The 19421-nt window shown below is 34.5% G+C and carries 12 protein-coding genes; 1 reads left to right on the top strand and 11 read right to left on the bottom strand.

Annotated elements, in window-relative coordinates:
* Positions 1–172: 172 nt before the first annotated feature.
* From QP953_RS11470 to QP953_RS11455, 4 genes are all read right to left on the bottom strand, one after another.
* Complete coding sequence (locus QP953_RS11470) at positions 173–1555, bottom strand: DUF4476 domain-containing protein (RefSeq protein WP_309555108.1); 1383 nt, start codon at positions 1553–1555, stop codon at positions 173–175.
* 429 nt (positions 1556–1984) lie between these two features.
* A complete protein-coding gene (locus QP953_RS11465) occupies positions 1985–5071 on the bottom strand; it encodes a PKD domain-containing protein (protein WP_309555107.1) in 3087 nt (1028 codons plus the stop codon).
* A 303-nt stretch (positions 5072–5374) separates the two neighbouring features.
* Positions 5375–6874 (bottom strand): hypothetical protein, encoded by a 1500-nt coding sequence (locus QP953_RS11460; protein ID WP_309555106.1) that lies wholly within the window; start codon positions 6872–6874, stop codon positions 5375–5377.
* Between the two features lie 113 nt (positions 6875–6987).
* Complete coding sequence (locus tag QP953_RS11455) at positions 6988–7719, bottom strand: alpha/beta fold hydrolase (RefSeq protein ID WP_309555104.1); 732 nt, start codon at positions 7717–7719, stop codon at positions 6988–6990.
* Between the two features lie 463 nt (positions 7720–8182).
* On the opposite strand from QP953_RS11455, the gene pepT reads away from it, so the two are divergent.
* The gene (gene pepT, locus QP953_RS11450; RefSeq protein ID WP_052599675.1) at positions 8183–9415 is read left to right on the top strand and encodes a peptidase T; all 1233 of its coding nucleotides are present in this window, start codon (positions 8183–8185) and stop codon (positions 9413–9415) included.
* Between the two features lie 68 nt (positions 9416–9483).
* Here pepT and QP953_RS11445 read toward each other — a convergent pair whose 3' ends face one another.
* The 7 genes from QP953_RS11445 to QP953_RS11415 all read right to left on the bottom strand — a co-directional run bounded on the left by QP953_RS11445 (position 9484) and on the right by QP953_RS11415 (position 18318).
* Complete coding sequence (locus tag QP953_RS11445) at positions 9484–10215, bottom strand: DUF547 domain-containing protein (RefSeq protein WP_309555102.1); 732 nt, start codon at positions 10213–10215, stop codon at positions 9484–9486.
* Positions 10216–10490: 275 nt separating this feature from the next.
* The gene (locus QP953_RS11440; protein WP_309555101.1) at positions 10491–11237 is read right to left on the bottom strand and encodes a DUF695 domain-containing protein; all 747 of its coding nucleotides are present in this window, start codon (positions 11235–11237) and stop codon (positions 10491–10493) included.
* A gap of 44 nt (positions 11238–11281) precedes the next feature.
* Positions 11282–12187, bottom strand: a complete 906-nt coding sequence (locus QP953_RS11435; protein WP_052599678.1) for a hypothetical protein — start codon at positions 12185–12187, stop codon at positions 11282–11284.
* 543 nt (positions 12188–12730) lie between these two features.
* Positions 12731–13627, bottom strand: coding sequence for a hypothetical protein (locus tag QP953_RS11430; RefSeq protein ID WP_052599679.1), 897 nt, complete (start codon positions 13625–13627; stop codon positions 12731–12733).
* 362 nt (positions 13628–13989) lie between these two features.
* Positions 13990–14892, bottom strand: a complete 903-nt coding sequence (locus tag QP953_RS11425; RefSeq protein WP_309555099.1) for a hypothetical protein — start codon at positions 14890–14892, stop codon at positions 13990–13992.
* Positions 14893–14998: 106 nt separating this feature from the next.
* A complete protein-coding gene (locus QP953_RS11420) occupies positions 14999–16933 on the bottom strand; it encodes a S9 family peptidase (RefSeq protein WP_309555098.1) in 1935 nt (644 codons plus the stop codon).
* Positions 16934–17259: 326 nt separating this feature from the next.
* On the bottom strand, positions 17260–18318 hold the full coding sequence (locus QP953_RS11415; RefSeq protein ID WP_309555097.1) for an NADase-type glycan-binding domain-containing protein: 1059 nt from the start codon (positions 18316–18318) through the stop codon (positions 17260–17262).
* Between the last annotated feature and the right edge of the window lie 1103 nt (positions 18319–19421).

The raw sequence follows: 19421 nt of genomic DNA, 5'->3' as shown, positions 1-19421 counted from the left end.
CTTACTTACCAAAAAGATAAAAAAGCACATTCCTATTAGTTTCATAATCAAAGTTTTACTTCGAAATACGATAACTTGCAACTTGTTGATTATCAACTGCGCCGCACTCACGAAGTAAACTAATAAAGTTTTCAACGACCACGTAGTAGCAGCGCAGCTAACTATTTTGATTTTAATAATTGTCAATATAAGATTGTAAATCTCGCTGGCTTGAAGGATTGACCAAGACTCCTTGAACGACACTATAATTTTGAGGATCGTATGTTTTAGCATAAGCTTCTTTCGCAAAATCCAAGCGTACGTCTTCAAAAACAAATAGAGTCATAATTTCTTTTACTTGCTCTGCTAGTAGGAAATTATTTGGTAAAAACTCTTTTGCTTTTTTTATTCTATCGCTATCAGAAGAGTAAGCAACAATTGCTGTTTTCATTGCGTCAAAATCACGTGGAGACATGGCTTGTACCGTTCCACCTTGATTGTTGTTGTTACTAGCTGGGTTTCCTAATGTCACATTCCCATTTGGGCGATCATCATTCCAGTTATTATTATTGCTATTGTTATTACTATTTGTATTATTGTTGTTATTTGTATTAGCTGGGGGTCTACTGTTCCCACCATTGTTATTATTCCAGTTATTGTTTGTTGAATTGGAGTTGGAATTAGTACCACCATTATTTAAATTATTATTCCAACCGCTATTGTTGTTGTTATAATTATTGTTGTTATTATAATTAGGATTTGGGCTGTTTGGTGGTCGGTTGTTTCCTAAATTAGGATTGTGATGTATACCTCCTCCATGAGAATGTCCCGTGTTAGGTGGACGAGCATAGTCTTTAATAGGTTGCCCATCTAACCATCTTTCCAAAGCATCCTTACTAGAATCGAAAGTAAAGGCATCGTATACCAAATAATAATTTCTTTGATCATAAGTTTTGGCATAAGCATACTTGGCAATTTCTTCTTGGTTATTCTTAAAATCAAATTCTTTGACTAAAGCGTTAACTTGACTAGCGTACAAATAATTTCCATCGACCAATTGCTTGGCAACTCTTAACTTTCCATTATCAAAAGACTCTGCTCTCAAATGACGCAATGCTTGCGCAAAATCGGCATCCGTAATAGGATAAGGACCATAATATCCGCCCCCTTGATAATCGTTAATTGGCTGCGTACTAACCCAGTCACTAACTCTATCTTTGCTAGAATCGAAGGTAAAAGCGTCATATACAATATAGTATTTGTTTTGGTCGTAGGTTTTTGGGTAAGCATATAGCGCAACCTCTTCTTGATTCGCTTTAAAACTAAATTGTGCTACCATTATCTTTACTTGTTGTGATAATAAATAGTTTCCGTTGATAATTCCCTTGGCAATACGCAATTTTCCATCATCAAAAGATTCTCTCCCCATTTGATTTAGAGCTTGATTAAATTCAATGTCCGACATTGGGATTGGATAATGGTGATGGTGACCATGATGATTATGATGACCTCCTGGGCGTTGTGCCTGTACTATTAGGACATAACTTAGCAGTAGTAATGTAATTATTGTTCGCATAATTTGATGTTTTTTAGATAGTAATTAGTACTCTGACTCTTGTCGTCACTTGTGTCTTGTATGAGCCGTCAATATTCAACCTAATGTTATTAATATCTTTGTAGCAGAGCACTTCTCCTTAGAGTAAATGTACATAATAATAATTATTAGTGCCAAAAACATACCATATCAATTCTATATAGGTCCATTATCAACTTACATCAAGCTACTAACTCAACATAACACACTACTAATCAAAACTATAAAAACAACTCACAAAACTAATTTTTCTCTCTTTTTCTCTAAAAAAACATCTATTTGCCACCTTAACAAATAAAAAAGGGCCAGAGTTTCCTCAAACTCTGGCCGTATTCACACCCTATATCCTATTGATTAAATAATAGGTTATAATATTTGTCAAACACTTAACTATGCGTATTCATCAAAATATTATTCTTTGACAAATTTCATAGTTTGTTGTGTTGTTTCACTTGTAATTCTTACTACGTATACACCTGCTGGTAACTGCTCGATAGGAAGGCTTACTTGCTCTTGTCCTGCTCCTACATTCAAGTTATTCATGTAAGCAACTTTTCCTGTCAAATCTAAGATAGAAACGGTTCCATCTATTGCTTCTTCTGTACTAATTGCTAAATGTACTACACTGTTTGCTGGATTAGGGAACAAATTGATTGTTGTTGCTCCTTCTTCTACTTCTTCTACTGCTGTATAGTAATTGATTACAGGAGGCAACATATTTACAGTAAAGCCTGGCTTCGTAAAGTTACGGCTAAAGTTACCTACAGAATCTACTGTAATAGTATCACAGAAAGTAGATACACAACCATTTACAGTATCCAAAGCCATCAAACAAACTACATAAGAGCCAAAGCTATTGTAAGTGTGTAGTGGTGCACCAGACATTGCTCCTGTACCATCACCGAAATCCCATACGAATGTAAATCCTGCATTCGAAGCAGCACCGTTTACTACTGGTTGCATCCACAATAAGAATGGATCGTTAATACTTTGAGTAATATGAAGATCTGTTGTCAAGTTAGCACAAGGTCCTGTTGGGTTGCCATTGTTCGTTGTTACCATGATTGAATCACAGTAAGTAAAGGTACAGTTTGCAGAATCTGCCGTCAAACATACTAAGTGGTATCCGTTTGTGAAAGTAAACGTTGGATTAGAACTATTCGAAGTATTTCCGTTACCAAAATCCCAAGTAAAGTTTAGTGGGTATTGGTTGCTTGTTAATACTGGTGTAAAGGTCACAACTCCATTCGCACCTACTGAGTAAGTAAAGGAACCATTTCCAAAGTTTCCACATGAATTAGAAGCTCCTCCTACACAGAAGTTTGTTGTTTCTGAATAAGTGAATGAACCTCCTGACACTAATGTCATTCCTGTTGAGTCATCTACCAAAGTATAGCTTCCTTGGCCATACAAGCAGCAAATACCATCTCCATAGCTATCATAGATATTAAAGTTATAACAACCTGTTGGCAAACATAAATTGATTGGTAAGTTTTGACCGTTCATAGCTGAGCTATAGTTTCCACCATTCGCTACTACTACACCATTCGCATCTGTTACAGTCCAAGAAGTTTCTGTTGCATAGTTATCAAACAATAAGTTCAATGTTACAGCATTTTGTGCACATGGGTTTGGATTGCCTCCATTCACATAAATTGAATCACAGTATGTTTCTGTACAAAGTGAATCACTTACTGTCAAGCATACCAAATGCCAGCCGTTTGATAAGTTTACAGTTGGGTATTGTCCGCTTGCATACACACCATTTCCAAAATCCCATGAGTAATAAGTTCCTATTCCGAAGCCTGATGCAGAAGAGTGGAAAGTTACACTATTTCCCATTGCCAAGGAATCAATGAACCATACCGATGTATTACATGGGTTTGGATTACCTCCATTCACATAAATTGAATCACAGTATGTTTCTGTACAAAGTGAATCATCTACTGTCAAACATACATAGTGCCAGCCGTTTGATAAGTTTACAGTTGGATATTGTCCGCTTGCATACACACCATTTCCAAAATCCCATGAGTAGTAAGCACCTGCTCCGAAGCCATACGCAGAAGAATGGAAAGTGATATTATTTCCTGTTGACAAAGAATCAAAGAACCATACTGATGTATTACATGGGTTTGGATTACTTCCATTCACATAAATAGAATCACAGTATGTTTCTGTACAAGACGAATCACTTACGGTCAAACATACTTGATACCAACCATTTGATAATTGTACCGTTGGGTTTGGTCCATAAGCCTGAAAGTTAGTTCCAAATGTCCACGCATAAAATGCGCCTGCTCCAAAACCAGATACTGACGAATTAAAAGTCACATTATTTCCTGATGATAACGAATCTGTAAACGAAATTGTTCCACTACATGGATTTGTATTACCACCGTTTACATAAATTGAATCACAGTATGTTTCTGTACAAAGTGAATCATCTACTGTCAAACATACAGAATACCAGCCATTTGATGCAGGAAATGTTACAGTTGGTCCTCCTACAATGATAGAGCTACCTCCTATATTCCAAGTATAAGAAGTTCCTGCTCCAAAACCAGAAGTAGATGCTTGAAGTGTTACATGATTTCCTGTTGTTACTGAACTAGAAAATGATACAGATGTGTTACATGGGTTTGGATTCCCTCCATTCACATAAATTGAATCGCAGTATGTCTCAACGCAAATTGAATCGTCTACTGTCAAACATACATAGTGCCACCCATTTGATAAGTTTACAGTTGGGTATTGTCCACTTGCATACACACCATTTCCAAAATCCCATGAGTAATAAGCACCTGCTCCAAAACCTGATGCATAAGAGTGGAAGGTTACACTATTTCCCATTGCTAAGGAATCAACAAACCATACCGATGTATTACATGGGTTGGTGTTGCCACTAATATAAACTGAATCATGGTAAGTAGCTTGACAACCTAATGTATCATAAACAGTTACATCGGCAGCATACCATCCTGGTCCAGGGTAAGTAAACGAAGGATTTGCAACTGAAGAACTTCCTAAACCATGAAAATTCCAAGCATAACTATACATTGGATTGCCTCCTACTACATTGCTAGTAAAAGAAGCTGTATTGCCGCTAACTGTATGACTGTGTGTTACAGCAAAACCTGAACATGGATTTGGATTAGTATTGCTAATAATACTATCACAATAAGTTGTTGTCTGACAATTTGTTAAACTATCATATACCGTTAAACAAGCATGATGGTAACCAAATGGAGAACCACCACTAAAGTTGTAATTAATTGTTGGGGTAACTGATGTCACCGTGTTCGTTGTATTATTATTGTAATCATCAATAGTCCATACATAAACAGGATTCATCATCCCCGCACTCGTAGTGGCTGTAAAGTTGTAGTTGTTCCCCGTATTGGTATACGAAAACGTAGCACTACACTGTGCTTGCAAACTACTTGTTGCCCCTAAGAACAGTAAAATAGCTAATGTTAAATAATTAAATGCTTTCATAAGTTGATTTTGATTTAAACGTAATTTTTGTTTGGAGTAATACTTTTCTTTGACAGTACAATAATAAGTAGAAGCATTACTGTTTAAAAAGACATTTTTAAATAAAAATTAATCACTTTAAATAAAAAATTATTTATAAATCATTAAACAACAATACAAAACAACACTAAAAAAACACTAAAAACTTATAACAAAAAACAACAAGGTCAATCCAAAAAAAAATATTTTCCAGAAAAATTTTAGAAAATATTTTTTAAACAATCATTTTTTTTAGAAATATTATATTCCTAATAAATAATGCGATCACAATTTTTCTTGGCGAACAAAGCGACCATTGATAAAGTCAAATTTCTGTCCTTTTATGGTAATGGATTCTCCTTCTTGCGTTTTTGCCAAGTCAAATATGTCCTGTTTTATCAAATGAATAGAACCATTCGTTGCATGAGCCAAGTTTAAATATTCTTCATTAATAATTTTCTCTTGTTTCCCCCAAAAAGAACTCCCGCCATCTTCTACACCACATAGTATGATACGAATAGGTACTTTTAATTGGTGCATTAATTCCAAATCACGTATCGGGCTATAATTATCTGCTATCAAAAAAACTTCATCGTACTTTTTGCGTTTATCTTGTGCCGCCAATAATGCCTCCACATCATTTTCTGGATATTCTCCTCCTCCTCCGTTTCGCATCCCCTTTCTCATGGTATTAATAATAGTATTAAAATCTTTTATTTGCCCCTGACAAAAATAAAACCCACCTGTTGAACCAATCCTCTTTTGTGAAGTAGATTTGTTATCACCGTCATTAAAAAATAAGTATTTTTTATCTTCGTTCTCCATAAAATTTAAAGCATGCCACAAGATCACTTGCTCGGTATAACCATACATAGATCCTGTAATATCGGTTACGACAATTTTATGTTTAAACTGCTTTTTTAACCGAAACAAAGGCGCTAGAACTGCTTTATTTTTTTCTTCAAAAAAATGAGGATTTTGCTTTAATTTTTCTCTATACGTTTGCGCTTTAATTTGCAACATGGCATTCACCCACTCCACACTATCATAGTCTATTGGAATGTAAATATCTTCCTCTGCTATTTTGTGTTTGTTGCCCGTTCTAACCAAAGAATCTAAAAAATGAATGGCATCCATATGAACAAGACGAGACAAAGAATCGGCAATGTGCGCCAATCGTTCTTTTTCTTTAGATCCCATCCAAGTAAAAACAGTTGACATAATCTTATATTCTTTGCCAACATCTAAAGGACGTATCGTTTTGACATTATCATGGTATTTTACAGCAATTCTAAATTCAGATACAAAAGGCAGGTAAAAATGCACTTGCCCTTCAGCATTTGTTGTATCTCTAAAAACTTCCCCAGTAGTGGTATATAAAGTTACGACTTCGTTGGGCAATCGTTGATTGGCAATATTTCTATACGTAAATGTAAAGTAGATAAATCGACGCGTATAGGCTTGATAATTATACGTCACATAAGGAAACGCATTGATTGTAATCGGTCTCAGACAAGTGTGTTCGCCACAATGAACCGTATATGTCTCATCAAAAGGAACCTTGACTTTCACACGTCCATTAGAGCCTGTTATAGCTTCTACCACATGTCCCTTTTTTCCCTTTAACACAACGGGCGCATTGGCATAGGGACTACCGTTGGGATTCATGAGATTCAAGTTGACAAAAGAAATCGTGTCCTCTGGACTAAAATTAGGTTGATGTCCTTGTGCATGAGCTGTTGTGAGCTGTAAACACAAGTAGCATAAAAAAAAAGTGCATCGCATAGTCGGTCATTTTTAAGAACTTCAATAGCTTTTATTAATAATCCCTAAAAAGTCAATTAGTTACACTTTTTTTTATAAAATAGCAGCTTGACCTGTCGATTATTGTAGAGTATCTAAAAATGTGCTGCTATAAAATCTAACGTATGGTTGTAATAAGCGGCTCCTCCTGCCGTGTATAAATCTGTGTGTGCTCCTCCTTTCACAGTATAAAAAGTCTTGTCAGTACTTGCCAAAGCTTCAAACAACTGCTTGCCATATCGAATATGAATATGCTTATCGGCATCGCCATGATTCATCAAAATAGGTTGTTTTATTTTTTTACAAGCTAGTATGGGTTGAATTTGGTACGGATCAAAATTGGCAATCCGCCCAGCAAGCGTTAAAGCTCGATTAGAAGCAAAACGTAAACCAATCCCATAACAGTATCGTTTTTGGTACTGATAAACGATCTCTGATAAATCTGTGAATGTACTTTCAATCACGCCAAATTGAATTCTTGGTTCTATAGCCAATGCCTGCAATGCAACCGCCGCTCCCATAGAACTCGCCCAAATTCCAATAGACGTATTGGGGTCATAATTTAAAATTGCAGCAACGACAGCTTGAACATCTTCTTTTTCATGATACCCAAATGTACAATATTTTCCCCCACTTTGTCCATGTGCTCTGGCATCATAAATCATACAGTTGTATCCTGATTCGGTCAAACGCTTCGCTATCCCTAAATAATCTTCTTTACAACCTCCTATACCATGCAGCATAATGATTGTTCCTTTTACAGAATCTTGGTCTGGCAATGCCAAATAATTGGACAAAATAACACCATCCTTTGTCTCTATCTCCAACACTTCTGTTTTTAGTTGGTAATCTTTAGGGAAGGCACCATAAGAAAATCGCTCTTGGTGTTCTTCTAAATCAATCTTTTAGGGCATTACAATAGCATAAGGAGCTATAAACTCTACAATAACAATTAGCGCAACCAATGCGACAAGCAATAAAATAACTAGCACTTTGTATCCTATTTTTTTCATGGGAAAAATTCATTAGACATGATTACGAATAGAGTCGTATTACCGAAAAAGCAAGATTTTTTGAAGGACAAGGAAAAGCGCAAACTCATAGCTGTAAGCTATGAAGTAGAGCATTTGACGAAGTCAATCCCAAAAAGATGGTTTTGTAGGCATACCATTTCATTCGTGATCATGTTTATTAATGGTTTGGATTTTTTATGATAATAATACGAAATTTTCAAGACTTTAAGTAACTTACCAGCTCTATAAAACCGTATATAAATTATAAATTAGCATCATGAAAGAGCAGATTTTAGATCGTTTTCTCCGTTATGTCAAAGTAGATACTCAGTCTGAGTTTGGAGTAGAAAAAATTCCTAGTACAGATAAACAATTCATCTTAGCCAATCAAATTGTAGAAGAATTAAAAGCCATAGGTTTGAGTGATGTTGAAATTGATGACCATTGTTACATTATGGCTACGCTTCCTGCCAATACCGACAAGAAAATACCTACAGTTGGTTTTGTTGCCCATATTGACACATCTCCAGATTTCACAGCAACAGGTTGCGCTCCAATTGTTTGGAACAATTACGATGGTGGAGACTTGGTATTAAACGAAAAAGAAGATCTTGTTCTTAGAACTTCTGAATTCCCTGAAATGCTCCAATTTAAAGGTCAAACTTTGATTACGACTGACGGCATGACACTTTTAGGAGCAGACGACAAAGCTGGTGTAACAGAAATTGTTTCTGCTATGGAATACCTTATTAACCACCCTGAAATTAAACACGGGAAAATCCGTATCTGTTTTACTCCTGACGAAGAAGTAGGTCGTGGAGCAGATTTATTTGATGTGGAAAAATTTGGTGCAGAATGGGCGTACACAATGGATGGCTCGCTTCCTGGTGAGATTGAATACGAAAATTTTAATGCGGCTTACGCGGCCATTGATATACAGGGAAAAATTGTTCATCCTGGTGCCGCAAAAGACAAGATGGTCAACTCAATGTATATTGCAGCCGAACTTATTCAAGCTTTGCCCGCAGAGGAGGTGCCCGAAAAAACAGAAGGTTATGAAGGTTTCTTCCACCTGCTTTCTGTCAATGGAGATGTAGACAAAACAGAACTCCGTTATATCATTAGAGATCATGACAAAGAAAAATTTGAAGCAAAAAAAGCATTGATGCAACAAACAGTAGATGCTTTAAATCAAAAATATGACCATCGTCTTTCTTTGAGTTTGAGTGACCAATATTATAATATGGCAGAAAAAGTTCGTCCTGTTATGCATATTGTCGACTTAGCAAGAGAAGCCATTAGCAACTTAGGAATGCAACCCATTACTCGTCCTATTCGAGGAGGAACAGATGGTTCCAGATTGTCATTTATGGGCTTGCCTTGTCCTAATATTTTTGCTGGCGGTCTAAACTTCCACAGTCGTTATGAATATGTTCCTTTAGAATCTATTGTAGCCGCTACAGAGACAATTATTGAAATTGCTAAATTAATGGAAAGCCGAGATTGGTAATCTTATCAACAAACTTTACTACCTATAAGTCATCTTCTAATTAAAGAGGATGACTTATTTTTTTCTGACTATTGAGCATTTAAATCCCAATTGTAAGACTTAAATTTCACAACAGCATTATTAGAAATTGTATGATCTGAATATTGTTGAATGTAATTTACAAGTTGGCTGCTGCCACCAAAATCGGTGGCATACCAATCAAAAATTTTCGAAATTTCTATGGTATCAGTTGTTATGGTGTTATAAGTAGGATTATTAATAAAAGCTTTGGTTTGACTGGTATAATATTGTTGAATATTGGATTCTGTCCATGCCTTGTTCAATAAAGGAGGACACGAAGCAGCAGCGCAATTAACTGCAAAATGCACTTTGGGCTCTCCAAATGCAGCCAATAATTTATTTTTTTCGATTTGATCCAATGTATATGCTTGGCTTCCAACCATTATTTGACGCGTAGTCCATACCATACCACCATCAATATCTAAAATACTATTCACAGGATGTTCTACCAAAATAGTATATATCGTATAAGCATTGTATAAATTGATCCAATAAGCCATCTGTTTGTTATCCGACCAAGTCGTTTCTGGACCATTGGATTTTAACCAGTCAATATATGCCAACAGTTTTGCTTCTTCATTTTTAAACCCCACGTAGTCAACATTTCCATTTGTATCTACATATTTTGTTAGAAGAGCATCAAATGAAGCGTGACTCTGAGGCTCATTATTTACGATATTTTTATCACAAGCGGTTATTAACACAACCAACAACAAGAAACCAATCCATAGTTTTTTCATAAACACCAAGCATCTTTATTAAAGAAATAAAAGAAAGTTCTATTGAGACCATTCTTTTTAGAACCATAGGAAGATAACAAGTTCTTTTTAAGAAAACAGGCTTCTAAGTTTTAAGCAGCTCTTTTTGACAGAAGTATTATAATACTCAAATAGTTTTGTGTGTTGTATAAGGAATCCCCCACAAATTAAAGGTATTATACGAGTAGAAATATAAACTCCTAAGGAAAAATCTGCAATTTTTCAGGTTGTCCATAACACAGTTTTTATTACTTGATTTATTCAGTAAATGATTTACATTCCCATCCATCATAATACCCATTAAAATCTTTAGCTAATTTATATAAACTAGTGGTATAAATATTAACTTCATCATAGTCAACTTTATCAAGCCTTGAAAAAACTATTTCATATCTTAATTTATCCTCTTTATTGAATCTCTTTCTAAGCACTTTAAAGTTATCTTTCTTAACAGCTTTCTCAAAAGAACATTGATCTTCTTGCTTTTCAAAATACGCCCAATGACTTACTTCTCTTAATTTCTGAAGAGTATCGCCATGCTTTTCCATATTGCGCAAAACTCTCCTGTTTTGCATCAATTGATATTGTTCTTCAGATGGCATTAATACCATTAAAAATAAATCCCAATTTTTATCTTCACTAAAATGATAAGTGCTTGATGGGAAACTTCGAAAAGGTCCTGAAAGTATATTGTCTATCTGGACTTTTTCCTTGAAATAAATGAAAAAATCTCTTGTTCCTTTTGACGTAATATGTCCCACTTGGATTGCCTTAAATTTTTTCCATAATGTAGGAATAATTTCCTCTTCCAAAATACTTAGCCTGTCAAGATCATCGCTTGTAGGAAAACCATTCTCTTTTGATGTATACCTTATTGAAATGCACAAAAGGTTTAAATATTTTTTTATAGGAGCTATTTGATGCAATCCAATGTTTACAAAAATGGACATCGGACCATCTTCATCTTCTTCAAAGTAAAAGTCCCAATTTTCAGGCATTTTCATATATTAAGGCTTCTTTTTTTAATCACATACAACATCTAACTATATTAATTCCGTTTCCTATTTTTTTTCTTTTTCTTCTTATTTTCCATAATATCCATTCTTCCCGTATTAGATATATCTAACAAAAGCGTCGAGCCATCTTCCTTTACTAAAAGCACATCTGCTACCAAAGTATATTTCCACTTCTTATTGGGATGAAAAATAACATTTAAGGCATCCTTAATGAGTTCCAATTTGTCAAAATCCATTCTTGTTTCGACCACTGTCGTTTTCATTGGTTCGATCACAATTTGTTTTTTATGGTTCACTTTTCCGACAAACAATTCTTCAAAATCAATTTTTCCTTTGATTTCATCAATTACAATCTGATGCAAACTTGGATTTTTAATCGCCAACTGTACATCAAAAACTGCATGGTGCAACTTTAGCTCCCGCTTTTTCATTTTTAATATCTCAACCTTGATAATCTTCGGTGCCAACGTTTGTTCATTAATTTCCATCTCCAACTCCCGTTTTCCAAAAATAGGCAAATCCAAATAGTTTCGAAATACGACTCGTATCGTGGCAGTATCGGTCGGATTCATTTTTGCCAAGGTAGCTTCCAATACTTTTTTATTAATATCGACGGGCACTGTCAAGACATTTTTATCTCCTTTCTTTTGATAATCTCTATCCACAAAAATAGTTCCCTTAGAAAACTCTGTCTCTCCCATATATACTTTATAAGCCATAGAATCAATAATAACATCTAAGTAATAATCTGTTGAAATTTCAACATCTAATTTCATGAATATATTGTTCTCTGTTATCTTAGTATGTGCAGTATTAATCTCTATTTGTACAGGTTGCGTAAGCTCTAACCAGTATTTAGGATTAATAAAAAAAGCAATTACAGCAATTAGCAACAGTGCCAACAACAGCAGCAGCGATTTTTTAATAATATTTTTCATTCAGAAAGATTCGGCTGGAGTATTTTAATATTTGGTTTACATTTTTATAACAAAAAAGAAGTCCATAAAGATGTAAAAAAGTACTATTTAATGCCTCAGCTTCTTACTCCATCGACTTTTAAGGAGAATATAATGACAACCAACTCTCCCTTAGTTCTAGGAGAAAATTAAATCAATTTTTAGACAAAAAACAAGGGAACAAAGGAAGTATACGATCAAAGTTGGTACTCAAAAATTTTCGATGACCTATAACTCCATACTATATGAATCGTCAAAATACCCTCTAAAAAAGGACTCAATCTGATGACTTAGAACAATAGTTAGCTGCGCTGCTACTACGTGGTCGTTGAAAAACTTTATTAGTTTACTTCGTGAGTGCTGCGCAGTTGATAACCAGCAAGTTGCACCCTTGTCGTATTTTACATTAAAGCACTGATTATCAATGCTAATATAAATGTATTTTTTTATCTTTTTGGTAACTAAGCTTGCGATCTCACGAGCGTAGCGAGCTAATCAACGAACTACTATTAGAAAAAATAAACATTATTCCTTCCTGCCTCGGTAGGTATAGCGAACAGAAGATGAGTAGCCAATACTAGCATCATTAATAATCTTCGAATACTGTAAAGACAAACTATCATTATGCCAGTAGATGTTTCTAGATACCTCACGTCTATAATAAGAGTAAATATACAAAGAAGTGTAATTTTGATAACTATCAAATAAATCTAAAGAAAACCTTTGCTGATCAAAGAAAAAAGAATTTCCCGAAGTAGTCACTACTACATTTTTGATATATTGTGTGTCTAGGTTATTTGTAAAGTCTTGTTTTCTTACCCATAGTCTATACGTTCCTGTTAAATTGGCGACATCTCCATGAGGCAAAACGGTCTCGTTTTTTGTCGTGCGAAGTCCATTAAAATCTAATTCAGAGTTAGCACAACCATTGTAAGGACCATAATAACAGTCATAATCGTATTCTATAACAATTCGATTATAATTATTACTATACGTCAATTTTAGGATTTTAGTATTACTATAAGAGTTTGGATTGGGGATAACACTCGCATCAAAATGAGTTTGCGACAAAGAATCGATTGGAAAGGCATAGTTCAAAACCTTAATCGTGTCATTTTCCACATATACTTTTACCACTTGATCTGCCTGATTATTAAAGTCGTCTGGTGGCAACATGATTCGACTAGTATAAATTGAACCATAAAAGTTTCCTTCGAAGTGGCTAGTGCTTGACGTAACTGAAGGGAAAACTGTAAGCGTCTTAGCATCTTGCATTGTTTCTGCAAAACGAATAGTATCTGAAGTAATTGGTGGATCAACAACAACAGTTCCTACCTCTTTAATTGTTTCTTTTTGGCAAGCAGTAAAAAACAACGTAGTTATTAGGGATAGGTAGCATACAAAATTTGTCTTAGTTAACATAATCTTTTTTTTGAGGTAGTGTGGGGATAAAAAACAGCGAACTACACTAAAGACGAATGCTTAGCATAGTTCGTTGTAATAACTTCAGTTATTTTTTTATCCCCCCCTTATTTATCAACCATTAAGGTTTCTTCCAACCATTTAAAAAATTCTGTTTGCCAAATTAAAGCATTTTGCACAGAAAGCACCCAGTGATTTTTTTACAACCTCAATTTACAATTTTTTATTACCCTACTTTTCTGTATTATATTTAGATGTGCAGTACATCTCTACCTATGTAGGCTGGATTAATTCTAATTATCAGTTAGGGTAAAAACCCTACAAATTGTCAAAACAATCTCTAATTAGTAAAAAAACAAACATTATTCCTTCCTGCCTCGGTAGGTATAGCGCATAGAACTCAAGACACCATTATCGTTAACATTTTTCGAATACTGTAAAGACAAACTGTCGTTAAACCAATAAATGTCTCTAGCTATTTCTTCTCTAAAAATATAACCAGAAGAATTGTTATAAAAACAAAAACCAGTATAGTTCTGATAACTATCAAATAAACCTAAAGAAAACCTTTGCTGATCAAAGAAAAAAGAATTTCCCGAAGTAGTCACTACTACATTTTTGATATATTGTGTGTCTAGGTTATTTGTAAAGTCTTGTTTTCTTACCCATAGTTTATACGTTCCTGTTAAATTGGCGACATTTCCATGAGGCAAAACGGTCTCTTTTTTTGTCGTGCGAAGTCCATCAAAATGCAATTCAGAGTTGGCACAGCCACTAATAGGTCCATAATAACATTCGTGGTCGTATTGTATAACAATTCGATTATAATTAATGCTATACGTCAATTTTAAAATCTTAGTATCACTATAAGAATTTGGATTAGGAATAATGCTTGCATCAAAATGAGTTTGCGATAAAGAGTCGATTGGAAAGACAAAGTTCAAAACCTTAATGGCATTGTTTTCTACATATACTTTAATCACTTGATCTGATTGATTATTAAAATCATTGGGAGGTAACATGATTTGACTAGTATAAATTGAACCATAAAAGTTTCCTTCAAAGTGGCTAGTGCTTGACGTAGCTGAAGGGAAAACTGTAAACGTCTTAGCATCTTGCATTGTTTCTGCAAAATGAATAGTATCTGAAGTAATTGGTGGATCAACAACAGTTCCTACATCTTTAATTGTTTCTTTTTGGCAAGCAGTAAAAAACAACGTAGTTATTAGGGATAGGTAGCATACAAAATTTGTCTTAGTTAACATAATCTTTTTTTGAGGTAGTGTGGGGATAAAAAACAGCGAACTACACTAAAGACGAATGCTTAGCATAGTTCGTTGTAATAACTTCAGTTATTTTTTTTATACCCCCTTATTTATCAACCGTTAAGGTTTCTTCCAACCATTTAAAAAATTCTGTTTGCCAAATTAAAGCATTTTGCACAGAAAGCACCCAGTGATTTTCTTCTGGGAAATACAGCAATTTGCTCTTAATTCCTCGCATCTGAGCAGCATTAAAAGCTTCCAAACCTTGCCCAATTGGTACTCTAAAATCCTTTCCTCCTTGGATGATTAGGATTGGAGTATCCCATTTTTGAACATGCTCAATAGGATTGAATTCATTAAAACTACGTTGTGCCACCTTGTTGTTTTTGTCCCAATAATGACCTCCCATGTCCCAATTGACAAAAAACATTTCCTCTGTTGTTCCATACATTGATTTCCAATTAAAAATACCATCGTGTGCAATAAAGGTCTTGAAACGCTTCTCATGAATACCCGCCAAATAGAAACAAGAATAGCCACCATAACTTGCCCCAACACAACCCAATCTATTTTTATCAACATAAGGTTCTTCTGCAACAGCATCAATGGCTGCCAAATAATCTTTCATATTTTGCCCGCCATAATCTCCACTAATCTGTTCGTTCCATTCAACCCCATATCCTGGCATTCCTCGGCGATTGGGTGCTACGACAATATAACCTTGTGCTGCCATAAGTTGAAAATTCCAACGAAACGAATAAAATTGGCTCAACGCTCCTTGTGGACCTCCTTGGCAATATAACAGTGTTGGATATTTTTTATTTTTATCAAAGTTTGGAGGATAAATTACCCATGTAACCATTTCTTTTCCATCCGTCGTTTTTACCATTCGTTTTACCACATTGCTCTTATTGATGCCCTCATAGATAGCATCATTCTCATGCGTCAATTGTTTCATTTCGCCAGTGGTAATATCTACGGTATACAACTCTGTCGCATGGTTCATGTCTCTACGAGCAACCACCATTGTAGCACCATTGTGTCCAACAATTCCATGCACATCAAACTGCCCTTTTGTAATTTGCTTCGGAGCTGTTACTTTAGCTTCATAAGAAGTGGGCACCGCCAATTCGAACAAATGAACGGTTCCCCCTACGGGTGCTGTAAAATAAATTTTGTCACCTTCATTACTCCACAAAAAACTATTGACCGTACCATCCCAATCTTTTGTTAGATTGATATCGCCTTTTTTTCCCCCTTCTTTGTAACGAATAATAATATCATTTTTATCCGACTCATAACCATCTCGTTTCATTTGCAACCAACCCAATAATCCCTTAGAAGAAAATGCAGGTGCCATATCATAACCATTATTATAACCCGTCAAATTTTCTGTCTTTTGGGTAGCTATATCATAGGCATAAATATCGGTGTTGGTACTCTGAGTATATGCCGTTCCATGTAGTTTTTTGGTAACATACAATACTTTCTTACCATCAGGACTCCACAAATAGTCTTCCCCACCACCAAAGGGCATGGTAGGGCAATCGTAAGGTTCTCCTTTCATAATATCCACTCGATCCATCATACGCCCTTTTATGTTCTCTACAAACAAGTGGCTGTATTCTCCATCTTCCCAAGTGTCCCAATGGCGATACTGTAAACTTTCGTAAATACGCACATTTGAATTTTCTAGTGTTGGATAATAATCCGTTCCAGTAACACGCTCTATTTTAACATTTTCGGCTGTAATTTTCAATTGACCATCTGGAGACACGTGTCCGTCTTTTACCAAGTTGGAGTAATCACTAATTGTTTTTTTCTCTCCACCTTTAATCGGTTGCAAATAATACTTTGTTGTTTTGGAATTACCTGCTACATTATATTGAGAAGAACGATAGACAACAGCTGTTTTGTCATTGGTCAACCCTACTGCTGACACTCTATTTAGTTCCAATAATTGTTGCGGGGTTAAGTTTTTTTGCGCTTGTATACTTCCTAAAAAAGCAGTCAAACAAAGTACTAGATATTTTTTTTTCATAGTTGAATTAGACTACATACACGGCAAGCAATAGGTTGTTAATTGGAGTTTCGAACAGTTTTTAAATTTGTCTAACTACCACAGTTCCATCAATACCACAACTTCAAAGTTAGATCTGCGTATCTTTTATTTGATAATAATAAAAAATTAGATACTCTTAGCAGCACGATCTTTCTATTTATCAAAAATAATGCTCTGTCCTGTAAAAATTTACAAACTATTGTGCAAATGTATTATTATAAAAAATGCGTTTAATCACCCAATAAAGGTAATTAAACGCATTTGATTCTTCCTTATTTTAAAGAAAAATTCAACCAAACAACTTATCAATATACTTTGTTGACAAACCCGTTGGCAACATAGGTTGATCCTTTGGAAATAGAAAGAATGGTATAAGTTTTAAAGTCACCCTCTATTTTTTGAATAGACTCTATACGCTCAAAACTTGTCTTGCCAGTTTTTTCATCAAAAACCATGACTTGCACCTCTGTTTGGGACAATGCCTTCCAAGTTTGCTTATTTTTTTGGTTTCTTAATTTTGCCAACGACACAAATCCCTGTCCTTTGATATATAAAGGATGATCAGGAGTAATTGAAATTTGATAGGAAGCCGTTTTTACATCCAATAAACTCAAATGACGTTGATTGGTTGTCAATTCTACTGCAGATTCGAATGTTTGAGATGTCTCCAAATCAATGGCCAACAATGTAGTCCCGACAGTCAATCCTTCTACCATTTTTGTTGTGTTATTTGCTAGACTAATTTGAGTAGTTGGTGCAAAACAACAAGCAACATGATCGATATGAGAAATACAAACATCTTCCCACTTTTCTCCTTTGTATACGTCTACTATTTCAAATTTAAAATTCTCTTTTGTTTCCCAGTTGATGTGATGTGGTAATTCAAAATGCTGTGCTCCCATTTCATCGGTCAAATCCAAGTAACAAATTGGCTCACCATGTCGATGCACCTTAAACCGCTTTACCCTTGAATTGTATCTCCAGTTTTGAGGACTAGACTGATAACCGTTGTAAATCACATTCACAGTAATTGCTTTGACCTCAAAAGATTCACCAATACCATACCCTTGTACCCCTTCTACCCAAGCTGTCATTGGATTATCGTCTGACAAGTTTCCTATGTTATAATTTTTAGAACCTTGCCCTTTTAGCGTGGATGAAGCATGTATTGGTGTTACACCTTGCGCACAATCGTTGTAAAAGAAACCAGGATTTTTCTCATCGGCATCTTCCGCTTCTTGCACCGATCGCCAATCTATTTCTACGCCATCTCCTCCTTTGGCTTTTACAACAGGCAGCTGCGCCTGAACATGAACAAAAAAGAAGCACCCAAGAAACGTTGTTGACAATAATTTAAAATTCATTTTTTTATTTTTTGGTATTTAATTATTGGTTGTTCTTTCTATTTCTAAAGATGCATTTGAACCCAACCAATAAATCTTAAAATTGTCTCAATAATTCAAAACACAATAAAACATCTTATTTTACAAAAGACTAGCCAAAGCTGTTATTAATTTGTTAAAATAGAATTGTAAAGCCTGTTTGGGGTATCTGAAAGATTAAATGAATGCTGGTGGATATAGTAAAAATATTGTTAGCTTTTATATTTTTTAATTGTTTGGAATATCTTGGTGTATAGTTGTGTATAGGAAAATTAAAATCTCATATATTTTGCTCAAAATCTCAATTTGACATACAAAAACCTTGTTTATGACTTATGAAATATTGGATACTATTGAAAATTCAGAAAATAAAGTGAGTCCAATAAAAAAAAGACACTTGGAATAATGTGGCTTCTATTAGGTTGTTATTTCATATATGAAGGAAATAACCTATTCCAATCTTATTTAAATCAACAACATCGATTAACTGTTCTTCTTCCCATTTCAATAATAAGTGTCTATAATCTCTTAGTAAAAGGTCTACTTGCCATAACTATTACATTTTTTTTGTTCTCAAAATCAAAAAAAGTAATTACATTAATAACTATTTTTCTAGGAACGATTTCTCTAAGCTTTATCACTTATCTTTGGGCTAATGGGATGGAAATTATTACACTCATATTTTTTATCGTATATATTTCCAAAGTAAACTCCCTACTCCTATTTATTACTAGCATTCTTATTTATGAAGTGAGAATTTTTATTCAGCTTTTACCAAGTAAACTTTCTGAACTAATTAGTTTTATGGGATATCTAGAATATGGACTTTCTCTAACAATTCTAAGTTTAATCATTTTGAAAGGAAATATTTGGTTGCAAGGAAATCTAAATTGGAAAACTAAAATTCTTATTCTATTTATTGGTTTTCTTGATCATATATTAGTATACTTAATGTATTTTCAGGAAGAATATCCCTTCAAAAATCAAATCATTGAAACTAAATCATTGAAATATAACTCAAAAGCTGAATGAAATGGATCTAAAGATTTTTTTCTCTAGTTTTTTTCAACAGTCTAACATTGTAC

Source organism: Aureispira sp. CCB-E, from assembly GCF_031326345.1.
In the GTDB taxonomy this organism is placed as follows: domain Bacteria; phylum Bacteroidota; class Bacteroidia; order Chitinophagales; family Saprospiraceae; genus Aureispira.
Note: the sequence above shows the minus strand (reverse complement) of the source record. Positions and strands in the feature narration are given on the sequence as shown.